The following is a 21,336-nucleotide window of genomic DNA, read 5'->3' on the forward strand; positions in this document are numbered from 1 at the left end:
TCAAATATCCAATAGCGCGCGAACAATGCCCTGCAGTTTACGGGTGAGCGGCCCAACCGACCAGCTCATCGCAGCGCACCCACGCACCGGCCAAATGCCATAAACGCTGTTGCACACAAAGACTTCGTCAGCCTCCCGCAATTGCTCGAGGCTGATGTCAGCCACGGCTACCGGGATGCCCAGGGCGCTCGCCTGAGCCAGAATCTCGGCGCGCATGACGCCTGCAACGCCGCAACGATTCAGATCGGCGGTTAGTAACAAGCCATTACTTACCAGGAACAGGTTGCTGAATACGCCTTCGATGACACGCCCGGACATATCCAGCATCAACCCTTCGGCATGTTCGGCATCCTGCCATTCCGCACGGGCGATCACCTGCTCGAGGCGATTGAGGTGCTTGAGACCGGCCAGCAACGGCTGCTCGGCCAGGCGGGTGGCGCATGCAAACAGACGAACACCGTCGGTTCCATGGGCCTGGGGATAGGTAGCAGGCGGATTGCCCTGCAAGATACGACGCACCGGGGCCTCGGGGTTGATGCCATAACCGCGCAGGCTGTCGCCGCGGGTGAGGATCAGCTTGAGGACACCGTCGCCGAGAGCGGCGGCATAGGCCTGCACTTCGCTGCGGACCAACGTCTGATCCACAACGAAAGCGAGACGCCTGCAGCCCTCATCCAGGCGCTGCAGGTGACGGTCAAGCAGCACGGGCTGCCCGGCCTTGACGGCGATGGTCTCGAACAGGCCATCACCGTACGCCAGGCCGCGATCTTTCAGGGGGACACTGTCCGCTGGCTGACCGTCGACCCAGCTGTGCATCACTCGGCGAACCGGCGGAACACCAGGGAACCGTTGGTGCCACCGAAGCCGAACGAATTGGAGATCGCAACGTCGATCGGCATCTGTTGCGGCTCATGCGGCACGAAGTTCAGGTCGCAGCCTTCGTCCGGCTCATCGAGGTTGATGGTCGGCGGAGCGACCTGGTCCTTGATGGCCATCACGCTGAAGATCGCTTCTACCGCGCCCGCCGCACCCAAGAGGTGGCCGGTCATGGACTTGGTGGAGCTGACCGCCAGCTTGTAGGCGTGCTCGCCGAACACCGACTTGATGGCTTCGGCTTCCGCCAGGTCGCCCGTCGGGGTCGAGGTGCCATGGGCATTGATGTATTGCACCTGGTCGGCATTGACCCTGGCATCGCGCAAGGCATTGGTGATGCACCTTGCAGCGCCGGCACCGTCGGACGGTGGCGAGGTCATGTGATAGGCGTCGCCGCTCATGCCAAACCCGATCAACTCGGCATAGATGGTGGCACCGCGCGCCTTGGCGTGCTCCAACTCTTCGAGTACCAGGGCACCGGCGCCGTCGGACAGTACAAAGCCGTCACGGCCCTTGTCCCACGGACGGCTGGCACGGGTCGGCTCGTCATTGCGGGTCGACAGGGCACGGGAGGCGCCAAAGCCGCCCATTCCCAGGCCACAGGCGGCCATTTCAGCACCACCGGCGATCATCACGTCGGCTTCGTCATAGGCGATGTTACGCGCCGCCATGCCGATGCAGTGGGTACCCGTGGTGCACGCGGTGGCAATCGCGTAGTTAGGCCCCTGCGCGCCCAAGTGGATGGACAGGAAACCGGAAATCATATTGATGATCGAGCCAGGCACGAAGAACGGTGAAATTCGACGAGGGCCGGAATCATGCAGCGTGCGGCTGGTTTCTTCGATATTGGTCAAACCGCCAATACCCGACCCCATGGCCACGCCGATGCGCTCACGGTTGGCGTCGGTCACTTCCAGGCCAGCGTTACGCACTGCCTGGAAACCGGCTGCCAGGCCGTATTGAATGAACAGGTCGAGCTTGCGGGACTCTTTGATCGAGAGATATTCCTCGACATTGAACCCCTTTACCGAGCCGCCAAAACGGGTGGAATAGGCAGAAAGGTCCGTGTGTTCGATCAGACCAATACCACTGCGGCCAGCCAGAATGCCCTGCCAACTGCTCGGCACATCCGTACCCAGTGGCGACAACATACCCATACCGGTGACTACGACGCGTCTACGCGACACAGCACTCTCCTTTTTCTAATGACGACACTTTGCTTCAGAGCTTACTTTTCATCAGCGCTAAAGAAAAAACCGCACGCCGTTACAGCAGTGCGGTTTTTCCCTAACAGCAGGCGACGACTACAAACTATTACGCCTGGTGGTTCGTAACGTAGTCGATAGCAGCTTGAACAGTAGTGATTTTTTCAGCTTCTTCGTCCGGGATTTCGGTCTCGAATTCCTCTTCCAGAGCCATCACCAGCTCAACGGTGTCAAGGGAATCGGCACCCAGGTCTTCTACGAAGGAAGCAGTGTTGACCACTTCTTCTTCTTTGACGCCCAGTTGCTCGGCAACGATTTTCTTGACGCGCTCTTCGATGGTGCTCATACCTTGTTTAACTCCTAATGGACAAATTCAGGCAGCTGGCCAGTGGGTAAGTGTATAGAAAGCCTTTTCAGCTTTTCAACTGAAAGCTTCACCCTGTACCCGGTTTACCACCTGCCTATAAATTAAGTTGCAGCTTTATAACGGATTTTAGACAGCTCGTATGACATTTTTTTGAAGCGATCCGTCACAATTTAGCTCATGTACATCCCGCCGTTCACCGGGATTGTAGCCCCAGTCACGTATGCCGCACCGTCGGATGCCAGGAAAGCGACCACATTCGCGATCTCTTGGGCCTGGCCCAGACGGCCCAGCGGAATCTGCGTCAGCAAGCCTTCACGCTGTGCTTCCGGCAGTTCGCGGGTCATATCGGTGTCGATGAACCCTGGGGCCACCGAGTTGACCGTAATCGACCGCGAACCGACTTCTCGCGCCAATGCACGGCTGAAACCTTCCAGGCCGGCCTTGGCGGCTGCATAGTTTACTTGGCCTGCGTTGCCCATGGCACCCACTACGGAGCCAATATTGATAATTCGCCCCCAACGCGCCTTGGTCATGCCGCGCAAAACACCCTTGGACAGGCGAAACAGACTGTTCAGGTTGGTATCGACCACGTCGTACCATTCGTCGTCTTTCATGCGCATCATCAGGTTGTCGCGGGTGATACCGGCGTTGTTCACCAGAATCGCCGGCGCACCGAACTGTGCGGTGATCTCGGCCAGTACGGCAGCCACGGACTCATCGCTGGTCACGTTCAGCTCAAGGCCGGTGCCTTGAACGCCGTTTTCCTTCAGGGTCGCGGCGATACGCTCGGCGCCCGAAGCGGAAGTGGCGGTGCCGATCACGACGGCGCCCTGACGGCCCAGTTCCAGGGCGATGGCCTGGCCAATGCCACGGCTCGCGCCGGTAACCAGTGCAACTTTACCTTGCAGACTCATGCAGGCTTCTCCTAAGTTCGGGGATCAGGCCAGCGCCGCACGAGCGGCAGCGAAGGCATCCGGGGTATTGAGGTTGGCAGTCGACACGCCGTCGGCGCAGCGCTTGTTCAGGCCAGCCAGGACTTTGCCCGGGCCGCACTCGACCAGCTCGGTGGCGCCATTGGCGGCCAGGGTCTGGACCGACTCGACCCAGCGCACAGGCTTGTAGAGTTGCTCCAGCAGGTCGCGCTTGAGGGTGTCGAGGTCGGCGGCCACGGCCGCGCTGACGTTCTGCACCAGCGGGATCTGTGGCGCCTGCCAGTTGATGGCAGCGATGGACTCGGCAAAGCGCTCGGCAGCCGGGCGCATCAGCTCGCAGTGCGACGGCACGCTCACCGGCAACGGCAATGCACGCTTGGCACCGCGCGCCTTGCAGCCTTCGATGGCACGCTCGACGGCCGCCCTGGCACCGGCGATTACCACCTGGCCTGGGGAGTTGAAGTTTACCGCGCTGACCACTTCGCCCTGGGCCGCTTCGGCGCAGGCTTCGATCACGACGGCATCGTCCAGCCCCAGGATAGCGGCCATGCCGCCCTGCCCGGCCGGAACGGCTTCCTGCATCAGCTGGCCACGACGCTCCACCAGCTTGACCGCTTCAGCAAGGGTCAGGCTGCCCGCCGCCACCAGGGCGCTGTATTCGCCCAGGCTATGACCGGCCACGAACGCCGGGCGCGCACCGCCTTCGGCCAACCACGAGCGCCACAGGGCGATCGAGGCGGTCAGGATGGCTGGCTGGGTTTTATCGGTTTGATTGAGCTGCTCTTCCGGCCCTTGTTGGGTCAGCGCCCACAGGTCGTAACCCAGGGCCTCGGAAGCTTCCTTGAACGTGTCCAGGATCAGCGGGTATTGCGCGCCCAGCTCGGCCAACATGCCGAGGGACTGCGAACCCTGCCCTGGAAAGACGAATGCGAGGGATGTAGACATGTAACAAGCCCCTAATGATCTGGTCGTCGGAAATGGTCGCTCCTCGGTGGGAGCGCACGAAACTGACAGATTGGATGGTCAATTGAACTGGCCGGTCACATTTAAGCATTCCCCGGCCGATTCGCCTAAGGCAACAGGTCCTCGAGACGGCCGTGCAAGCGTTGCGGCAGGTTTTCCTGGATCTCGATCACCGCCCGCGCAATCGCACTCTGGAAGCCTTCGACCCCGGCCGAACCGTGGCTTTTCACCACGATGCCCTGCAACCCCAGGAAGCTCGCACCATTATGCCGCGCCGGGGCCAGGTCGGCCTGCAGGCGACGCATCAACGGCAGCGCCAGGGCGCCCACCAGGCGCGATACCAGGTTACGCCTGAACAAGGCCTCGATACGCGAGGCGATCATGGTCGCCAGGCCTTCGCTGGACTTGAGCAGGATATTGCCGACAAACCCATCGCACACCACCACATCCGCCTCGCCCCGGTACAGCCCATCACCCTCGACAAAGCCGATGTAGTTCAGGCCTCGCGCACCTTGCAGCAAGGTGGCGGCAAGCTTGACCTGCTGGTTGCCCTTGATGTCTTCGGTGCCGATATTCAGCAAGGCCACCCGCGGCCGGGCCACGCCCAGCGCTTCGGCGGCCACCGAGCCCATCACGGCAAACTGGAACAGGTGCTCGGCACTGCAATCGACGTTCGCCCCCAGGTCCAGCAACTGGCAATAGCCCTTCTGCGTCGGAATCGCCGCCACCATTGCCGGCCGATCAATGCCAGGCAGCGTCTTGAGCACATGCCGCGACAACGCCATCAACGCCCCAGTGTTGCCGGCGCTGACACAGGCTTGCACCTTGCCATCACGCAGCAGCTCCAAGGCCACCCGCATCGACGAGTCAGGCTTGCCACGCAGGGCCGTCGCCGGCTTCTCATCCATGGTGATGGTTTCGCTGGCTGGCGTAATCGTCAGGCGCGCGCGATCCACCGCCGGATGGCTGGCAATCAATTCTTCAAGGAGGGAGGATTGACCGACGAGGGTCAGGTGCAGCGAGGGCGTGGCAGACAGGCTGGCAATGCAGGCCTGAACAATGCTGCGGGGACCGAAGTCCCCGCCCATTGCGTCAATCGCGATGACTTGAGCAGACAAGTGATTACTCGTCAGCGCCCTTGTCGATCACTTTACGGCCACGGTATACGCCTTCTGGCGATACGTGGTGACGCAGGTGAATTTCACCGGTGGTTTTTTCTACAGACAGAGTGCTTGCCGTCAGGGCATCGTGGGAACGACGCATGTCACGGGCAGAGCGGGATTTTTTGTTCTGCTGAACAGCCATAATTGATTAACTCCTAAACGTTTGGGTCACGCTTTAACTGCGCCAATACACTGAACGGGTTGGACCGCGTTACCTCGTCCTCGCTCGGTTCGGACTCGTCATCGAGACCCGCCGGCTGCTGGCATTCTTCCGGATGATGAGCAGGCACAATGGGCAAGGCGAGCAGAAGCTCCTCCTCGATCAGTGCATGCAGATCCAAAGGATCTTCGCCCAGTTCCAGCACGTCATAACCTTTCGGCAACGACTGGGTATTCGCACCCTCCTTTACCACAGCATAACTGCACTCGCTGTGAATCGGCAGGGTGACCAGCTCAAGACAACGCTGGCAAACCATTTTGACCTCGGTGTCGATAAAACTGTGAATTACCACAGATTTACGTTCATCTCGTTCAAAAACGAATTTGGCCTGCACCGTACCGACAGTGTCGGAAAGCGGGTCGCAGAGTCTCTCCAAATCGGCCAGCAGCAACTCACCTTGAAGGGAAGTGCCACGATCAGCCAATTTGCGCGGGTCAACGTGAGGTGGAATCGGGTCATTCAACATAGGCGCAGCATTATAGGGATGCACCCAGCCATGTCAAAGGAAATTCAGCCCTGTGCGTCGGCCGGTCGCCCCGCTAGAATCGGCGGCTGCCTTGAGGAGACGTATATGCTGCCTTTATTACTCGCTTCCAGCTCGGTTTATCGCCGGGAATTGCTCAGCCGCCTGCACCTGCCATTCATCTGCAGCTCGCCGGATATCGACGAAAGCCATGCTGCACATGAGTCCGCCATCGAGCTGGTCAAGCGCCTGGCCGAAGCAAAGGCCCGCGCCCTCGCCGCCAGCCACCCGGGACACCTGATCATCGGCTCAGACCAGGTCGCCGCGCTGGAAGGCCGCATCATCGGCAAGCCTCACACCTTCGAAAATGCGCGCGAGCAGTTATTGGCCGCCAGTGGCAAGCGTGTCAGCTTCCTCACCGGCCTGGCCCTGTTGAACAGTGAGACGGGGCACTGCCAGGTCGACTGCGTGCCCTTTACCGTGCACATGCGCGAGCTGGATGCAGCGCGCGTCGAGCGCTACCTGCGGATCGAGCAGCCGTATGACTGCGCGGGCAGCTTCAAGGCGGAAGGGTTGGGTGTGAGTTTGTTCCAAGCCACCGAAGGGCCGGACGCGACCAGCCTGGTCGGCTTACCGCTGATTCGGCTGGTGGACATGCTGCTCAGCGAAGGCGTGCAAATCCCTTAAGAACACTGCTAAACCAAATATGGGAAGGGAGGGCTTACCCCCGATAGCAGTGTGTCAGCCAACCTTGGATTGATTGATCCACCGCTATCGGGGGCAAGCCCCCTCCCACATTTTGATCTACGACAGACTTGAGATATTAACGCAGTGCCGGACCCTGGAAGCCCATGTACAGCGTCAGCTTCTCAGCCACGCTGGCGCCGAGCTTCTTGGAGAAACGATCAAACGGCGATTCTTCAACGGTGAAGTCCACCAGTTCTTTCTCGCCGACCACATCCCGCGCCACCGAACTGGCACTGCCCAAACCATCGATCAGCCCCAGCGGCAATGCTTGCTCCCCCGACCACACCAACCCGGAGAACAGCTCCGGATGGTCTTTGTCCTTCAGGCGATCCCCACGCCCCTGCTTCACGCTGGCGATGAACTGGCGATGGGTGGTATCGAGCACCCCCTGCCAGAACTGGGTTTCATCGGCCTTTTGCGGCTGGAACGGATCAAGGAACGACTTGTGCTCGCCCGAGTTGTAGGTACGACGCTCAACCCCCAGCTTCTCCATGGCACCGACAAAGCCGTAGCCGGCCGCCGTCACACCAATGGAGCCGACAAGACTGGCCTTGTCGGCGTAGATCTGGTCGGCGGCACTGGCAATGTAATACGCGCCCGAGGCCCCCAGGTCGGAAATCACCGCGTACAGCTTGATATCCGGGTGCAGGCCGCGCAGGCGGCGAATCTCGTCATACACATAGCCCGATTGCACCGGGCTGCCGCCTGGGCTGTTGATGCGCAGGATCACGCCCTTGACCTTGGGGTCTTCAAACGCAGCACGCAGACTGCTGACGATATTGTCGGCGCTGGCAGGCTCCTTGTCGGCGATCACTCCCCGCACTTCGATCAACGCGGTGTAGTTGGCGCCACGGGTCGCGCTTTTTTCCATGTCCATCAGCGGACTGAACAGCGCCAGCATCAGCAACAGGTAAGTGAAGGTCAGCAGCTTGAAAAAAATCCCCCAGCGCCGTGCACGGCGTTGCTCCTGGACGCTGGCCAGGAGCGTCTTCTCCAGCAGCTTCCAGCTCTTGTCGTCACCGCTTTCAGCCTTTTCAGGCGCTTTCCACTCGTCACTCATGCCATCAACCCCAGCAAAGACTTATTGGGCCCGACTGAGCCAGGCCTGCAATTCAGAAAAATGATCAATCGTGATCCTCGGCTCGTATTGCTGCAACGCCTCGGCGGACTGGGCGCCATAGCTGACTGCCACGCTGTCCATGCCGGCGTTGCGCGCCATCATCAGGTCGAAGGAAGCATCTCCTACCATCAGCGCCTCACGCGGCGACACGCCGCAATGGGCAAGGATCTGCTCCAGCATCAGAGGGTGAGGTTTGCTCGCGGTTTCATCTGCGGCACGGGTGATGTCGAAATAATCTTCCCAGCCATGGGCGCTGAGCACCCGATCCAGGCCGCGACGGGCCTTGCCGGTGGCGACGGCCAGGTGATAGCCCTGGGCGCGGAAAGCCTCCAGCGATGGCAACACACCCTCGAACAACGGCGAAGGTGTGGCTTCCAGCGCAATGTAGTGATCCGCGTAATGCTCGCGGAACGTCACCAGTTCAGCGTCGCTGATCTCGGGGTACAAGGTGCGGATCGCCTCAGGCAAGCCCAGGCCGATAATGCCTTTGACCGCCAGGTCAGTGCACAAGTCGAAGCCCGAGCGGGTCGAAGCTGCGTGCATCGACTCGACAATCCGACCGATGGAGTTACACAGGGTGCCGTCCCAATCGAAAATCAGTAGCTTGTAGTCAAGGTGCGACACTCAAACGCTCCACGGTCTTGGCCCACATCTCATCCACCGGCGCCTGCAGCTTCAGCTCGCCGCCGTCAGGCAGCGGCACGGTGAGCATGTAGGCGTGCAGGAACAGGCGCTTGCCGCCCAGGTCACGGATTTCCTTGGAAAAATCCTCGTCGCCATACTTGGTATCGCCGGCGATGCAATGGCCTGCATGCAGGGTGTGCACACGAATCTGGTGGGTGCGCCCCGTCACCGGCTTGGCCTCGACCATGGTGGCGAAGTCACCGAAACGACGCAGCACCTTGAACAGAGTCAGGGCTTCTTTGCCCTCCTCGTCCACTTCGACCATGCGCTCGCCGGAGCGCAGGTTGCTCTTCTGCAACGGCGCGCGGACGCTCTTGATCGAGCTGGCCCAGTTACCGCGCACCAGCGCCATGTAGCGCTTGTCCACACCATCGCCGCGCAGGGCGGTGTGCAGGTGGCGCAACATGCTGCGTTTCTTGGCGATCATCAACAGGCCGGAGGTGTCCCGGTCCAGGCGGTGAACCAGTTCCAGCTCCTTGCAATCCGGGCGCAGCTGACGGAAGGCTTCGATCACGCCGAAATTCAGGCCGCTACCACCGTGAACCGCAATGCCGCAGGGCTTGTTGATCACGATCAGTTTGTTGTCTTCGAAGACAATCGATGCCTCAAGGCGCTGCAACAGGCCCTGGGCCAATGGCACGGGCTCATCGCGTTCAGGCACGCGCACGGGCGGCACACGGACAATATCGCCCGCCTGCAACTTGTACTCAGGCTTGATACGGCCCTTGTTCACGCGCACTTCGCCTTTGCGCAAAATGCGGTAGATCAAGGTCTTGGGCACACCCTTGAGCCTGGCCAGGAGAAAATTATCGATGCGTTGGCCGGCATATTCCGGCGAGACCTCGAGCAGCTGGACGCTGGGGGTCTGGGGGGCGGTAGTCGTCATGGCGGCGATGATAACAATTTTTTATGGAATTGAAGCACTTAATCATTGCTGCTATAGTCGCGAACGCCGCCAAAAGCGGCCTGGGCAGAGGACTAGCGGCAAACTGCCGGCCCTGACCATCGCAATTCATCAGGACGCGAGGCCGTCCTACGGGGCTTTCGCCACCCTGGAAGGCTCGAGATTGTAACAAGCGCAGGTGACATGAGGCCTGAAGCGAGTGCAGAAAGCAGAGTGAATACTCGCGTTCTGCGCCGATATTTACGGCCAGTTCACAAAGTGCAGTCAGTCTTGAGCCGGACCACGGCGAATGCTTCGGAAACAACGCCTGTTAAGAGCTGAGTGTGAGCGCAGTCGCCCACATTCAGTCTTGTTTAGCCATGAGCGTGGACTCCCCATTGGAGAACACGGTAAATGCCAACCCGCTGCGGATTCTGCGCGCGGCAGCACCCGAATTATCAGGGATACGTGTAGGGTGGAGATGCACAACCGTCGGACCGTGTAGCACTAGGCTTATATTTAGACGCTTCATCTCGTCCACAGTCGCCGGTTGATTCCTCCTCCTGACCTTAGCTTTTGTTGAAGTGGTGCCTTTGTCACCACCGCTAACAAGCAGGACGCGTCCGTCGCGATACCGGCCCAATTGGCCGATTTTGCTGGACACTGGAGTGGCCAACCACTCTTGACGCACCTGACACCGACCGTGAGAAGTCGTGTGTGCCGAACGCCGTTTCCGGCAGCCCGGAAACCGACGGTACAACATGAAAAGAATGCTGATTAACGCAACTCAACCCGAAGAGTTGCGTGTTGCACTGGTAGATGGCCAACGCCTCTACGACCTGGACATCGAATCCGGTGCACGCGAGCAAAAGAAGGCCAACATCTATAAAGGCCGTATTACTCGCATCGAACCAAGCCTTGAGGCTGCCTTTGTCGATTTCGGCTCCGAGCGCCACGGCTTCCTGCCCCTCAAAGAAATCTCCCGCGAATACTTCAAGAAATCCCCCGAAGGCCGCGTAAACATCAAGGACGTCCTGAGCGAAGGCCAGGAAGTCATCGTTCAGGTCGAAAAAGAAGAACGTGGCAACAAGGGCGCCGCCCTGACCACCTTCATCAGCCTGGCCGGCCGTTACCTCGTGCTGATGCCGAACAACCCGCGTGCCGGCGGCATCTCCCGTCGCATCGAAGGCGAAGAGCGCAACGAACTGCGTGAAGCGTTGAACGGCCTGATCGCACCGGCCGACATGGGCCTGATCGTGCGCACTGCCGGCCTGGGCCGCAGCAGCGAAGAAATGCAGTGGGACCTCGACTACCTGCTGCAACTGTGGACCGCCATCAAAGAAGCCTCCCTGGATCGTTCCGCGCCGTTCCTGATCTACCAGGAAAGCAACGTGATCATCCGCGCCATCCGCGATTACCTGCGCCAGGACATCGGCGAAGTGCTGATCGACAGCGTCGAAGCCCAGGACGAAGCCCTGACCTTCATCCGCCAGGTGATGCCGCAGTACGCCAGCAAGATCAAGCTGTACGAAGACAGCGTGCCGCTGTTCAACCGTTTCCAGATCGAAAGCCAGATCGAGACCGCTTTCCAGCGTGTGGTCGAACTGCCTTCCGGCGGCTCCATCGTGATCGACCCGACCGAAGCCCTGGTGTCCATCGACATCAACTCGGCGCGCGCCACGAAGGGTAGCGACATCGAAGAAACCGCCCTGCAGACCAACCTGGAAGCGGCTGAAGAAATCGCCCGCCAGCTGCGCCTGCGCGACATCGGCGGCCTGATCGTGATCGACTTCATCGACATGACCCCCGCCAAGAACCAGCGCGCCGTGGAAGAGAAAGTCCGCGAATGCCTGGAAGCCGACCGCGCCCGCGTACAGGTCGGCCGTATCTCGCGCTTCGGCCTGCTGGAAATGTCCCGTCAGCGCCTGCGTCCATCCCTGGGCGAGAGCAGCGGCATCGTCTGCCCGCGTTGCAACGGCACCGGCATCATCCGTGACGTTGAATCGCTGTCCCTGGCGATCCTGCGCCTGATCGAAGAAGAAGCCCTGAAAGACCGCACCGCCGAAGTCCGCGCGCAAGTGCCGATCCCGGTCGCAGCCTTCCTGCTCAACGAAAAACGCAACTCGATCACCAAGATCGAACTGCGCACCCGTGCTCGTATCGTGATCCTGCCGAACGATCACCTCGAGACGCCGCACTTCGAAGTACAGCGCCTGCGTGACGACAGCCCGGAAGCCCACAGCGGCCAGTCCAGCTACGAAATCGCTGCTGCCGCTGCCGAAGTGGAAGAAGTCCAGCCAGCCGCCGCGACCCGTACTCTGGTGCGCCAGGAAGCCGCCGTGAAGACCGCGCCAGCCCGTGCCAACGCACCGGTGCCGGTTGAAGCCGCTGCCCCGGTTGCCGCACCGGCCGCCCTGCCTGAGCCGAGCCTGTTCAAGGGCCTGGTGAAGTCGCTGGTCAGCCTGTTCGCCACCAAGGAAGAGCCTGCAGCACCGGTTGTGGTTGAAAAACCTGCGACCGAACGCCCAGCGCGCAACGAAGAGCGTCGCAACGGTCGCCAGCAGAGCCGTAACCGCAACGGTCGCCGTGACGAAGAGCGCAAGCCGCGTGAAGAACGTGCGCCTCGCGAAGAACGCGCACCACGTGAAGAGCGCGCACCTCGCGAAGCGCGTGAAGAAACCCCGGCCGTAGCCCGTGAAGAACGTGCACCGCGTGAAGAGCGCGCACCACGCACCCCACGTGCGCCGCGTGAAGATCGCAAGCCGCGTGGCGAGCGTGAAGAACGCGTGCGTGAACTGCGCGAGCCATTGGATGCCGCCCCTGCCGTTGCAGGTGTTGCAGCCGCTGCCGCTGAAGAGCGTCCAGTTCGCCAGCCGCGTGAAGAGCGTGCACCACGTGAAGAGCGCCAGCCGCGCCCACCGCGTGAAGAGCGTCAACCACGTGCCGAGCAAGCCGCTGCCGCCAGCGAAGAAGAAGTACTGACCGGCGAAGAGCAATTGCAGGAAGACGGCCAGGACAACGCCGAAGGCGATCGTCCACGCCGCCGCTCCCGTGGCCAGCGTCGTCGCAGCAACCGCCGTGAGCGTCAGCGTGATGCCAACGGCAATGTGATCGAAGGCTCGGAAGAGGCCGGCGAGAACGCAGAAGCCGCCACCCACGAACCGACCGGTGCCGAACTGGCTGCCGGCCTGGCCGTTACCGCAGCGGTTGCCAGCTCGGTGATCAGCGCACCTGCTGAAGCCCAGGCTCACGAACAGGCTGAACGCGCGACTGCCGCTGTCGAAGAAACCGTTGCCGTTGAAGCGCCAGTTGCCGAGACCCCAGCGGTTGAAGCACCGGTCGTTGAAGCAACTACCCCTGTCGAAGCCCCAGTGGTTCCGGAAGTGGAAGTGGCACCGACCCGCGACGCCCAGCCAGAAACCGAAGTGGTTGCCGTTGAAGCCGCTCCGGTGGTTGAGCCTCAGCCAGTGGTTGAAGCGGCTGCTGAAGCCCCGGTAATCGAAGAAGCGACCCCGGCGGTGCGTGAAGTTCGCGAAGAACAGACCGCGTTCCAGTGGACTGCCGAACCTGCCGCCCCGGTTGAAGCACCAGCGCCTGCACCGGTGGTAGAAGAAGCGCCTGCGCCGGTTGCCGAAGCAGTGGTCGCCGAGCCTGCGCCAGCTGTCGAGCCTGCGCCCGTGGTTGTTGAAGCACCGGTGATTGCCGAAGCACCCGTGGTAGAAGCCGCACCAGCCAGCGCCCTGACCGAAAACGGCCGTGCGCCGAACGACCCACGTGAAGTGCGTCGTCGTCGCAAGGAAGCTGAGGCAGCTGCTGCCGCTGCTGCTGCCGCTCCAGCCGTAGTCGAAGCTGTCGAGGCACCGGCCCCGGTTGCTGAAACCGTGGTTGAGCACGCTGCTGCTGAAGCAGTGGTAGAGCACAAGGCCCTGGAAGAAGAACACGAGCCTAAACCCCTCGCCTGATTCCATCAGCCACTAAAAAGCCCCGCCTGAGTGATCAGGCGGGGCTTTTTTATAGATCATCTCGAAAACAACGAAGATCAAATTTAGTCTGGGTTAAAAATTAACCGTTTCGGCAGATCCACATCCCACAGAACACCCGCATCTTCCACCTGCACTTCCCGCACCCTGGCACGTGCGAACAATGGCTTGCCTCCACGATCCCCGGTCAGCGCCATCAAGTCCGGACCAAAAGCACGACCAAAGGCCACCGGATGCCCATAGTCACCCGCCTGCACCGGCACGCTGATGCCATCCTCCTCCAGCACGTCAATCACCCGTTCAATGCTCGATGATTGGATAAACGGCATATCCCCCAAGACCACCAGCCAGCCATCCGCCGAGACACTGGCCGCGACGGCTGCGGCGATGCTCTCGCCCATGCCGGCTGACTGCAACAGCAAGACCTGGCAGCCATACGCTTCGGCCAACCGAATGACCTCCGTTCGATCCGGCGTGGTCACCAGCCAGCGCGCCACCAGGCGATCCGGCAAATTCACCAATACCTGCTCGATCACCGGCCGCATCACGCCATCACGGCCCACGCAATCGGCGAGCAACTTATCCTGGTCAGCCCCCGCCTCGGCTCGGAACCGGCTGCCCTGCCCCGCCGCCAAGACAATCGCCGTCACCATTACTCAGCAACCACCGGCAGGGGCTTTTTCTGCATCGGCGTCACGCCGTTCTTGATCGCGACAATTTCCGCCATCAACGACAAGGCGATCTCCGCCGGCGTATGGCTGCCGATATGCAGGCCAATCGGCCCATGTAAACGCGCAATCGCGTCAGTCGACAATCCCAGCGCCGCCAGGTTCTCGCGACGCGTCTGGCTATTGACCCGCGAACCCAGCGCACCGATGTAGAAGGCACTGGAGTTCAGCGCCGTCAGCAACGCCATATCGTCAAGGCGCGGGTCATGGGTCAGACAGACAATGGCCGTGCGCTCGTCGGTCTGGATGTTCAGCACCGCCTCATCAGGCATACCCGGCACGAAGCGACCGTGCTGCTCTTCCCAGCCGTAGACAAACTCACTACGCGGATCGCATATCAGTACTTCGAAATCCAGCAGACGCGCCATTTCCGCCACGTAGCGCGACAGTTGCCCGGCACCGATCAACAGCAGGCGCCAGCGCGGGCCATAGATAGCCCGCAGGCGTTCGCCATCGAAGGTGACTACATCGGTCTTGTTCGCACTGCTCAACGTGACTTCGCCGGAGACCAGGTCCAGTTCCCGCGCGACAATTTCATGCGCCTCGCAACGCTCCAGCAACTGCGCGACCCAGGCCCAGTCTTGCACCCGCTCCTCGGTCAAGCGCAAGGTGCCGCCGCATGGCAGGCCGAAACGCGCCGCCTCGTCGCGCGTCACGCCGTAGGTCACCAACTGCACCGCCGGCCCGTCGTGCCTCAGGCGACCATCCTGCAAGCGGGCGATCAAGTCGTCCTCGATGCAACCGCCGGACACCGAGCCGATCACCACGCCATCCCCCCGCAACGCCAACATGGCGCCCGGTGGACGCGGCGCGCTGCCCCAGGTCTGGACAACGCTATACAACACCACCTGCTGCCCGGCGCGGCGCCATTCGAGCACGCTGCGCAGGACATTCAAATCAACACTGTCCATATATCCTCCTGCCAGTCTGCGTTTGGAACATGCCGCGTAGCGCGAATTTCATCAGTCGCTGACTCTAAGTGAAAATATTGCAAAAAAGTAATCCCGCACAAACGCAAACGCCCCGAACCAGTCGGGGCGTTTGCGGATAGCGGTCGGCGCGGATTTCACGCCATCAGCGGTTTACTTGATCACAGGGGCTGGGCCTTCGGCCACGCCCAGGTCATCGACTTCGCGGGTTTCAGAGATACCGGTACCGCCGGATGCCAGCTCGCTTTGCAGCTTGTCGGTGTCCAGTTCCTTGACCCACTTGGCCACAACGAGGGTAGCAACGGCGTTACCCACCAGGTTGGTCAGTGCACGGGCTTCAGACATGAAGCGGTCGATACCCAGGATCAGCGCCAGGCCGGCAACCGGCAGGTGGCCGACAGCCGACAGGGTGGCAGCCAGTACGATAAAGCCGCTGCCGGTCACGCCAGCAGCACCTTTGGAGGACAGCAGCAGCACCAGCAGCAGGGTGATCTGGTGGGTGATGTCCATGTGTGTGTCAGTCGCCTGGGCGATGAACACGGCCGCCATGGTCAGGTAGATCGAGGTACCGTCGAGGTTGAACGAGTAGCCGGTCGGGATCACCAGGCCGACTACGGATTTCTTCGCGCCCAGACGCTCCATCTTGATCAGCATGCGTGGCAGTGCGGATTCGGAGGAAGAAGTACCCAGTACGATCAACAGCTCTTCACGGATGTAACGGATCAGTTTGATCACGCTGAAACCGTGAGCGCGGCAGATACCACCCAGCACCACCAGCACGAACAGCAGGCAGGTGATGTAGAAGCAGATCATCAACTGGCCCAACTGCACCAGGGAACCTACACCGTAGGCACCGATGGTGAACGCCATGGCGCCCAGGGCACCGATTGGCGCGAGCTTCATGATCATGTTGATGATGTTGAACATCACGTGGGCGAAGCGATCGATGAAGTCCAGCACCGGCTTGCCGTAGGCACCCAGGCGATGCAGGGCGAAACCGAAGATCACCGAGAACATCAGCACTTGCAGGATGTCGCCGTTGGCGAAGGCGCCGACGATGGTGTTCGGGATCACATTGAGGATAAAGCCAACGATGCTCTGGTCTTTACCGGCAGTGACGTAGGCCGCCACTTTGGAGGCGTCCAGGGTTGCCACGTCGATGTGCATGCCGGCGCCCGGTTGCACAACGTTCACCACGATCAGGCCGATCAGCAGTGCGATGGTAGAAACGATTTCGAAGTACAGCAGCGCGTAGCCGCCGGTTTTGCCGACCGATTTCATGCTTTGCATGCCGGCGATGCCGCTGACAACGGTGCAGAAGATGATCGGGGCGATGACCATTTTGATCAGCTTGATGAAGCCGTCACCCAGTGGCTTGAGCGCCACGCCGGTCTGCGGGTAGAAGTGACCGAGCAAAATACCGATAACGATTGCAACGATCACCTGGAAATACAGGGATTTGTAGATTGGCTGACGAGTCGTCATTGCAAAATTCCTCAATCGTCCCGTGTGGCAAATATCCGCCATTGCCCACGACACTTGAATTGCGAACCCTCCTGCACTGGAGGGATTTGTTGTTTGCGAAGCCTGTAGGACCAGGCCTGCGCTGTAATCCTTATCGCAAACGCCGTGCCACTTTGCTGAAAACCCCTGGGAGCCTTAAGACATCAGGGCTGCGGATTTCAAAGCCGCCACCAATGTGCCGAATCGGCTGGCGGATTTCCGCCACGCCGCCCAATCCCGTCCTACAATTTGGCGGATATCCGCCTTGTCGCCCTGCCAGGTGATGACTACCATCCGCCATTCCATGGACGAGGGCCCCACATGCGTGAACGTACCATCGCCAGCCATTACGCCCGGGCAGCCCTGGGCGGTGCGCGTCGAGCCGGTTACGACTATTCGGGGCTGTTGCAACAGCTGGGCATCACCCCGGAACTGTTGACCGAACCCCGCGCCCGCATTGCACCCGAGCAATTTACCCGGCTGCTGCAAATGCTCTGGGTGGCGCTGGACGATGAGTACCTGGGGTTCGCCGACGGGCCGAGCAAACGCGGCACCTTCGCCATGATGTGCCATGCGCTGATCCACTGCCGCACCCTGGAGAAGGCTCTGGAACGCGGCTTATTATTTTATAGCCTATTCCCACAAGGCCCGCGCTGGCAGCTGACACGAGAAGGCGAAATGGCCCGCCTGAGCCTGGATGATTCTCACCTGTGGGACCCGGATCACTTCCTCAGCGAATGCCCGCTGGTGATCTGGCACCGCCTGGGCAGTTGGCTGATCGGCCAGCGCATTCGTTTGCACCAGGCTACGTTCAGCTACCCGATGCCGACCCACGCCGCTGAATATGACCTACTGTTCCCCTGCGCCCAGGTGTTCGGTGCCCCGCACAGCAGCCTGGTGTTTCCCGCCCGCTACCTGAGCCTGCCGCTGTTGCAGGACGAGCGCACCCTCAAGCATTTCCTCGAACGCTCCCCCGCCGACCTCCTGTCACGCCCGGATGAAGGCGACAGTTTGAGCAGCCAGTTGCGGCGCTTGTTGAGCCGCGACCGTACGCCCTGGCCAGACCTGGAAGCCGTCGCCCAGCACTTGCACGTCAGCCCGCAAACCCTGCGCCGACACTTGCGCGAAGAAGGCACCAGCTTTCAGGCGCTCAAGGATGAATTGCGGCGGGACATCGCCATCTACCACCTGGGGCGGGCGGATTTGTCCTTGCAGGCGATCGCCGAGCAGCTGGGGTTCTCAGAACCGTCGGCGTTTCATCGGGCGTTCAAGAAGTGGACGGGGCTGACACCGGGGGCCTATCGGGCGCAGGAGAGTTAGCGCTGCGTCGTGTGTGAGGGCCTCATCGGGGGCCAGCCCAGCCACTACCGTTCACAAGGCCGGAAAGTGAATCTTGAACGCCGCACCACCCAGCGGCGAATCCCCCAGGGTCAATCGCGCGCCGTAGCTTTCTATGATGTCCTTGACCACCGCCAACCCGATCCCCTGCCCCGGATGCTGACGGTCCAGGCGCTCGCCCCGTTGCAGGATCCGTGCACGCTGGTCCGGTGGCACTCCGGGGCCGTCGTCCTCGATGCACAACTCGAGCCCTTCGGAATTTTCCACCAGGCTGACGCGCACTTCACTCAGGCACAACCGATAGGCGTTTTCCAGCAGGTTGCCGAGCAATTCAAGCAGGGCGCCCTTCTCGATCGGTACATCGCATTCGTCCGGCAGTTCAAAGGACACCGTGACGCCCTTGTCGCGGTAGACCTTGCCCAGGGTATCGCAGAGGCTTTGCACTACCGGCTCCAGGCGCACCTGATGGCGCACCAGGCCGCTTTTGCGCAGGCTGGCACGCTGCAACTGGTAGCCGATCTGCTGGCTCATGCGTTCGATCTGGGATTGCAGCACCCAGGCCTGGTCGCGATCTTCCGGACGTTGCGCCATGTCTTCGCTCACGCTTTGCAACACGGCGAGCGGCGTTTTCAGGCTATGGGCCAGGTCATCGAGGGAGTCGCGGTAACGTGCCCGTTGTTCGCGCTCGCTGTGCAGCAGACGGTTAAGGGAACCGGTGAGACGCAGCAATTCGCGCGGGTGTTGTTCGGAGAGGCTTTCGCGGGTGCCGCCCTCGATCTGGTCAAGCTCCTGGCTCAATCGCCGCAGGGCCTGCAGGCCCCAGGTCAGGCCCAGCCACAGCAAGGTCAGCAGCACCAGGAGTGCCGCGCCAAAGCCCAGGTAGAGGTTTTCGCGCAGGCCTTCGAGGGTCAATTGGTATTCGCGCACCGGTTGCAGGGCCACGATACTGAACGCCGCACTCTTGCCGCCGAGCAGCCTGACCTCGACGTCATAGACGAAGAATTCCTGCCCGTCGGCCTCGCGAATCCGCGCGAACTCATTGCCGCGCCCGTCATAGCGCGGCTTGTAGTTGATGTTTTCGTCCCGGGTGGCCCGCGAACGCCACACCAGGTGGCCTTCGCGGTCATAGATATAGCCGAGCAACCGGCTATCGGTGAGGTTGAAGCGTTCATCCGGCAACTGCGCCGGCATCAGCAGGCGATTGTTTTCCACCCGCGCGGCAGAGATCAGTGTGGTGACGTCCGACGCCAGGCGCTGCTCGATGGAATCCTGCAATGCCAGGCTGAACGCGCCCTGCATGGCGGGCAACAGGCCCAGCATAAACAGCACGGCCAGGGTGGCGGCCGCCAGCATCAAGCGCACACGAAGCGAGCGAATCAACGGCAGCGCTCATTGAACAGGTAGCCCAGGCCACGCACGGTGTCGATCGGCTTGAACCCCGCCGGGCCTTCCAGCTTGCGGCGCAGGCGGCCGACCAGCACTTCAATCACATTCGGATCGCGTTCATCGTCGTCGGGGTAGAGCTGCTCCATCAGGCGGTCCTTGGCGACGACCTGCTGGTGATGGCGCATCAGGTATTCGAGGATGCGATATTCATAGGCGGTCAATGCCAGGGGCTGTTCATCGAGGGACGCCTGCTTGCGATTGAGGTCCAGCAGCAAGGGCCCGGCAACGATGGTCGACTGGGTAAACCCGCTGGAGCGGCGCAGCAAGGCGTTCATCCGCGCCTCCAGCTCTTCGAACTGGAACGGCTTGACCACATAGTCGTCGGCGCCGGCGGCCAGGCCTTCGACCTTGTCCTGCCAGTTGCCACGCGCAGTGAGGATCAGGATCGGAAAGGTCTTGGCCTGGCTGCGCAGTTGGCGGATCAGGTCCAGGCCGCCCATGCCGGGCAGGCCCAGGTCGATGATCGCCAGGTCATGGTTGAATTGACCGGTCTGGTACAGGGCCTCTTCGGCATTGGGCACGGCCTCGACCACGTGGCCGCTGTCGGTCAGGCGGGTAAACAGGTGATGACGCAGCAGCGCCTCATCTTCCACCACCAGCAATTTCATAAGGCTCTCCAAAGCAAATCAACTGTCCGACAGAGGGATATCATAGCGGCCCTGCAGGTCTTGCGGGCGCAGTTTAATGCCGTTGAACCGGCCGGTCAGGTGTTCATAGCCGGCGCGATAGCTCGGCTGCGGGGTGGCCTGGCCCAGGGACTGGCCCCAGGGCGTGGGCTGACTGCCAGCATCTTCGATGCTGACGCGCTGCATCAGGATGCTGGATTTCTTGGTTTTCTCACGGCCGAATGCGGCAAAGGCACCATCGGAGGCCTGAACCCCGACAGTGGCACTGAGCATGGTTAAGGCCAACATCAGCTTCTTGATCGCAGTCATGGTGTTACCTCATTGCGCGTTTGGCTGTGAGGCCAGACTACGCAGGCGCCCCTGAACTCCCCCTGAACAGGCTCTGAACCTCGCCTGAATCACGGCGGGCTATCCTCTTGCCCATCAACTCGGCAAAATACCGCCCATGACGCCCCTACCCGCTTGCTGCACCCCACTCGACGCCCATTGGCCGCTACCCGCCCCCTTGCCGGGCACGGTGTTTCTCAGCACCCGGTTCGATCCCGCATTGCTGGCACCTGGCGACTTCCAGCACTGCGCCGTGCCGCCGCCGGCGAGCATCCAGCGCTCGGTGGCCAAGCGACAGGCCGAGTTTCTCGCCGGCCGCCTGTGCGCGCGCGCAGCCCTGCAACAGCTCGATCAGATCAACTGCATCCCGGCGATCGGCGAAGACCGCGCACCGGTGTGGCCCGCCCATATCAGCGGTTCCATTACCCACAGCACCGGGCATGCCGCCGCGATTGTCGGGCACAAGGCGCAATGGCGCGGGTTGGGGATGGACCTGGAGAACCTGCTGAGCCTGGAACGGGCGGAGCGCCTGGCCGGGGAAATTCTGACGGTGCAAGAGCTGCAGCGTATGGCTGATGTGCCGCGAGCGCAGATCGCCTTGCTGGTGACGCTGACGTTTTCGGTCAAGGAGAGTTTGTTCAAGGCACTCTACCCGATCGTGCAGAAGCGCTTCTATTTTGAACATGCCGAGGTGGTGGAGTGGTCAGAGGCCGGGCATGTGCGCTTGCGCTTGCTCACAGACCTGTCCAGCGAGTGGTGCCACGGCAAGGAACTTACCGCGCAGTTTGCGTTGAATGAGGGGCAGTTGTTGAGCCTGGTTGCCATCGCCGCTTGATAGA

Annotated in this window: 22 protein-coding genes; 4 read left to right on the plus strand and 18 right to left on the minus strand. The window is 61.3% G+C overall.

Annotation, left to right across the window (positions count from 1 at the left end; translation table 11 throughout):
- From pabC to BB029_RS09830, 8 genes are all read right to left on the minus strand, one after another.
- Entirely contained in the window at positions 1 to 816 is an 816-nt protein-coding gene (gene pabC / locus BB029_RS09795; protein WP_065939058.1) for an aminodeoxychorismate lyase, read from the minus strand.
- On the minus strand, positions 816 to 2,060 hold the full coding sequence (gene fabF, locus BB029_RS09800) for a beta-ketoacyl-ACP synthase II (RefSeq protein WP_065939059.1): 1,245 nt from the start codon (positions 2,058 to 2,060) through the stop codon (positions 816 to 818). Before fabF ends, pabC begins: the two co-directional genes overlap by 1 nt.
- A 127-nt stretch (positions 2,061 to 2,187) precedes the next feature.
- Entirely contained in the window at positions 2,188 to 2,424 is a 237-nt protein-coding gene (gene acpP, locus BB029_RS09805; RefSeq protein ID WP_003442511.1) for an acyl carrier protein, read from the minus strand.
- A 191-nt stretch (positions 2,425 to 2,615) separates the two neighbouring features.
- Entirely contained in the window at positions 2,616 to 3,359 is a 744-nt protein-coding gene (gene fabG, locus BB029_RS09810; protein WP_065926164.1) for a 3-oxoacyl-ACP reductase FabG, read from the minus strand.
- A 24-nt stretch (positions 3,360 to 3,383) separates the two neighbouring features.
- Entirely contained in the window at positions 3,384 to 4,322 is a 939-nt protein-coding gene (gene fabD / locus BB029_RS09815; RefSeq protein ID WP_065939060.1) for an ACP S-malonyltransferase, read from the minus strand.
- Between the two features lie 125 nt (positions 4,323 to 4,447).
- Positions 4,448 to 5,458, minus strand: coding sequence for a phosphate acyltransferase PlsX (gene plsX / locus BB029_RS09820; RefSeq protein WP_083236362.1), 1,011 nt, complete (start codon positions 5,456 to 5,458; stop codon positions 4,448 to 4,450).
- 4 nt (positions 5,459 to 5,462) lie between these two features.
- Positions 5,463 to 5,645, minus strand: a complete 183-nt coding sequence (gene rpmF, locus BB029_RS09825) for a 50S ribosomal protein L32 (protein WP_008152339.1) — start codon at positions 5,643 to 5,645, stop codon at positions 5,463 to 5,465.
- A gap of 13 nt (positions 5,646 to 5,658) precedes the next feature.
- Positions 5,659 to 6,189 carry a YceD family protein gene (locus tag BB029_RS09830; protein ID WP_027607804.1) on the minus strand — a complete coding sequence of 177 codons (531 nt, stop codon included), beginning with the start codon at positions 6,187 to 6,189 and terminating at the stop codon, positions 5,659 to 5,661.
- 105 nt (positions 6,190 to 6,294) lie between these two features.
- Between BB029_RS09830 and BB029_RS09835 the strand changes: the two genes are divergently transcribed.
- Positions 6,295 to 6,873, plus strand: a complete 579-nt coding sequence (locus BB029_RS09835) for a nucleoside triphosphate pyrophosphatase (protein WP_065939062.1) — start codon at positions 6,295 to 6,297, stop codon at positions 6,871 to 6,873.
- A 136-nt stretch (positions 6,874 to 7,009) separates the two neighbouring features.
- On the opposite strand, the gene BB029_RS09840 is transcribed toward BB029_RS09835, so the two are convergent.
- The 3 genes from BB029_RS09840 to rluC are packed head-to-tail and all read right to left on the minus strand — an operon-like array spanning position 7,010 to position 9,623.
- The gene (locus BB029_RS09840; RefSeq protein ID WP_065939063.1) at positions 7,010 to 7,993 is read right to left on the minus strand and encodes a S49 family peptidase; all 984 of its coding nucleotides are present in this window, start codon (positions 7,991 to 7,993) and stop codon (positions 7,010 to 7,012) included.
- A 21-nt stretch (positions 7,994 to 8,014) separates the two neighbouring features.
- A complete protein-coding gene (locus BB029_RS09845; protein WP_065939064.1) occupies positions 8,015 to 8,677 on the minus strand; it encodes an HAD-IA family hydrolase in 663 nt (220 codons plus the stop codon).
- Positions 8,664 to 9,623 (minus strand): 23S rRNA pseudouridine(955/2504/2580) synthase RluC, encoded by a 960-nt coding sequence (gene rluC / locus BB029_RS09850; protein WP_065939065.1) that lies wholly within the window; start codon positions 9,621 to 9,623, stop codon positions 8,664 to 8,666. The genes BB029_RS09845 and rluC overlap by 14 nt, the downstream gene beginning before the upstream one ends.
- A gap of 767 nt (positions 9,624 to 10,390) precedes the next feature.
- On the opposite strand from rluC, the gene rne reads away from it, so the two are divergent.
- Positions 10,391 to 13,582 carry a ribonuclease E gene (gene rne, locus BB029_RS09855; RefSeq protein WP_083236363.1) on the plus strand — a complete coding sequence of 1,064 codons (3,192 nt, stop codon included), beginning with the start codon at positions 10,391 to 10,393 and terminating at the stop codon, positions 13,580 to 13,582.
- Positions 13,583 to 13,665: 83 nt separating this feature from the next.
- On the opposite strand, the gene BB029_RS09860 is transcribed toward rne, so the two are convergent.
- From BB029_RS09860 to BB029_RS33180, 4 genes are all read right to left on the minus strand, one after another.
- Entirely contained in the window at positions 13,666 to 14,253 is a 588-nt protein-coding gene (locus tag BB029_RS09860; protein ID WP_065939067.1) for an NTP transferase domain-containing protein, read from the minus strand.
- Positions 14,253 to 15,239, minus strand: a complete 987-nt coding sequence (locus BB029_RS09865; RefSeq protein ID WP_065939068.1) for an XdhC family protein — start codon at positions 15,237 to 15,239, stop codon at positions 14,253 to 14,255. Before BB029_RS09865 ends, BB029_RS09860 begins: the two co-directional genes overlap by 1 nt.
- Positions 15,240 to 15,410: 171 nt before the next feature.
- Positions 15,411 to 16,742 (minus strand): dicarboxylate/amino acid:cation symporter, encoded by a 1,332-nt coding sequence (locus tag BB029_RS09870; protein ID WP_065939069.1) that lies wholly within the window; start codon positions 16,740 to 16,742, stop codon positions 15,411 to 15,413.
- Between the two features lie 174 nt (positions 16,743 to 16,916).
- Entirely contained in the window at positions 16,917 to 17,054 is a 138-nt protein-coding gene (locus BB029_RS33180) for a hypothetical protein (RefSeq protein ID WP_168166802.1), read from the minus strand.
- A gap of 27 nt (positions 17,055 to 17,081) precedes the next feature.
- Here BB029_RS33180 and BB029_RS09875 point away from each other — a divergent pair, with 27 nt between their 5' ends.
- The gene (locus BB029_RS09875; protein WP_065939070.1) at positions 17,082 to 18,080 is read left to right on the plus strand and encodes an AraC family transcriptional regulator; all 999 of its coding nucleotides are present in this window, start codon (positions 17,082 to 17,084) and stop codon (positions 18,078 to 18,080) included.
- A gap of 51 nt (positions 18,081 to 18,131) precedes the next feature.
- Here the strand turns inward: BB029_RS09875 and BB029_RS09880 are convergent, their stop codons facing one another.
- The 3 genes from BB029_RS09880 to BB029_RS09890 are packed head-to-tail and all read right to left on the minus strand — an operon-like array spanning position 18,132 to position 20,479.
- The gene (locus tag BB029_RS09880; protein WP_065939071.1) at positions 18,132 to 19,478 is read right to left on the minus strand and encodes an ATP-binding protein; all 1,347 of its coding nucleotides are present in this window, start codon (positions 19,476 to 19,478) and stop codon (positions 18,132 to 18,134) included.
- The gene (locus tag BB029_RS09885) at positions 19,475 to 20,152 is read right to left on the minus strand and encodes a response regulator (protein WP_065939072.1); all 678 of its coding nucleotides are present in this window, start codon (positions 20,150 to 20,152) and stop codon (positions 19,475 to 19,477) included. Before BB029_RS09885 ends, BB029_RS09880 begins: the two co-directional genes overlap by 4 nt.
- An 18-nt stretch (positions 20,153 to 20,170) precedes the next feature.
- The gene (locus BB029_RS09890) at positions 20,171 to 20,479 is read right to left on the minus strand and encodes a hypothetical protein (protein WP_065939073.1); all 309 of its coding nucleotides are present in this window, start codon (positions 20,477 to 20,479) and stop codon (positions 20,171 to 20,173) included.
- A 136-nt stretch (positions 20,480 to 20,615) separates the two neighbouring features.
- On the opposite strand from BB029_RS09890, the gene BB029_RS09895 reads away from it, so the two are divergent.
- Positions 20,616 to 21,332, plus strand: coding sequence for a 4'-phosphopantetheinyl transferase (locus BB029_RS09895; protein WP_065939074.1), 717 nt, complete (start codon positions 20,616 to 20,618; stop codon positions 21,330 to 21,332).
- The last annotated feature ends 4 nt before the right edge of the window (positions 21,333 to 21,336 follow it).

The organism is Pseudomonas sp. S3E12, from assembly GCF_001702295.1.
GTDB lineage: Bacteria > Pseudomonadota > Gammaproteobacteria > Pseudomonadales > Pseudomonadaceae > Aquipseudomonas > Aquipseudomonas marginalis.

Excerpts from the sequence above, each read along its gene's own strand:
- BB029_RS09835 (WP_065939062.1), top strand. The coding sequence starts at position 6,295 with ATGCTGCCTTTATTACTCGCTTCCAGCTCGGTTTATCGCCGGGAATTG.
- BB029_RS09885 (WP_065939072.1), bottom strand. The coding sequence starts at position 20,152 with ATGAAATTGCTGGTGGTGGAAGATGAGGCGCTGCTGCGTCATCACCTG.
- BB029_RS09875 (WP_065939070.1), top strand. The coding sequence starts at position 17,082 with ATGCGTGAACGTACCATCGCCAGCCATTACGCCCGGGCAGCCCTGGGC.
- BB029_RS09830 (WP_027607804.1), bottom strand. The coding sequence starts at position 6,189 with ATGTTGAATGACCCGATTCCACCTCACGTTGACCCGCGCAAATTGGCT.
- fabD (WP_065939060.1), bottom strand. The coding sequence starts at position 4,322 with ATGTCTACATCCCTCGCATTCGTCTTTCCAGGGCAGGGTTCGCAGTCC.
- BB029_RS09865 (WP_065939068.1), bottom strand. The coding sequence starts at position 15,239 with ATGGACAGTGTTGATTTGAATGTCCTGCGCAGCGTGCTCGAATGGCGC.
- BB029_RS09860 (WP_065939067.1), bottom strand. The coding sequence starts at position 14,253 with ATGGTGACGGCGATTGTCTTGGCGGCGGGGCAGGGCAGCCGGTTCCGA.
- acpP (WP_003442511.1), bottom strand. The coding sequence starts at position 2,424 with ATGAGCACCATCGAAGAGCGCGTCAAGAAAATCGTTGCCGAGCAACTG.
- BB029_RS09840 (WP_065939063.1), bottom strand. The coding sequence starts at position 7,993 with ATGAGTGACGAGTGGAAAGCGCCTGAAAAGGCTGAAAGCGGTGACGAC.
- pabC (WP_065939058.1), bottom strand. The coding sequence starts at position 816 with ATGCACAGCTGGGTCGACGGTCAGCCAGCGGACAGTGTCCCCCTGAAA.
- fabG (WP_065926164.1), bottom strand. The coding sequence starts at position 3,359 with ATGAGTCTGCAAGGTAAAGTTGCACTGGTTACCGGCGCGAGCCGTGGC.
- rne (WP_083236363.1), top strand. The coding sequence starts at position 10,391 with ATGCTGATTAACGCAACTCAACCCGAAGAGTTGCGTGTTGCACTGGTA.
- BB029_RS09890 (WP_065939073.1), bottom strand. The coding sequence starts at position 20,479 with ATGACTGCGATCAAGAAGCTGATGTTGGCCTTAACCATGCTCAGTGCC.
- BB029_RS09870 (WP_065939069.1), bottom strand. The coding sequence starts at position 16,742 with ATGACGACTCGTCAGCCAATCTACAAATCCCTGTATTTCCAGGTGATC.
- BB029_RS33180 (WP_168166802.1), bottom strand. The coding sequence starts at position 17,054 with ATGGTAGTCATCACCTGGCAGGGCGACAAGGCGGATATCCGCCAAATT.
- rpmF (WP_008152339.1), bottom strand. The coding sequence starts at position 5,645 with ATGGCTGTTCAGCAGAACAAAAAATCCCGCTCTGCCCGTGACATGCGT.
- BB029_RS09895 (WP_065939074.1), top strand. The coding sequence starts at position 20,616 with ATGACGCCCCTACCCGCTTGCTGCACCCCACTCGACGCCCATTGGCCG.
- rluC (WP_065939065.1), bottom strand. The coding sequence starts at position 9,623 with ATGACGACTACCGCCCCCCAGACCCCCAGCGTCCAGCTGCTCGAGGTC.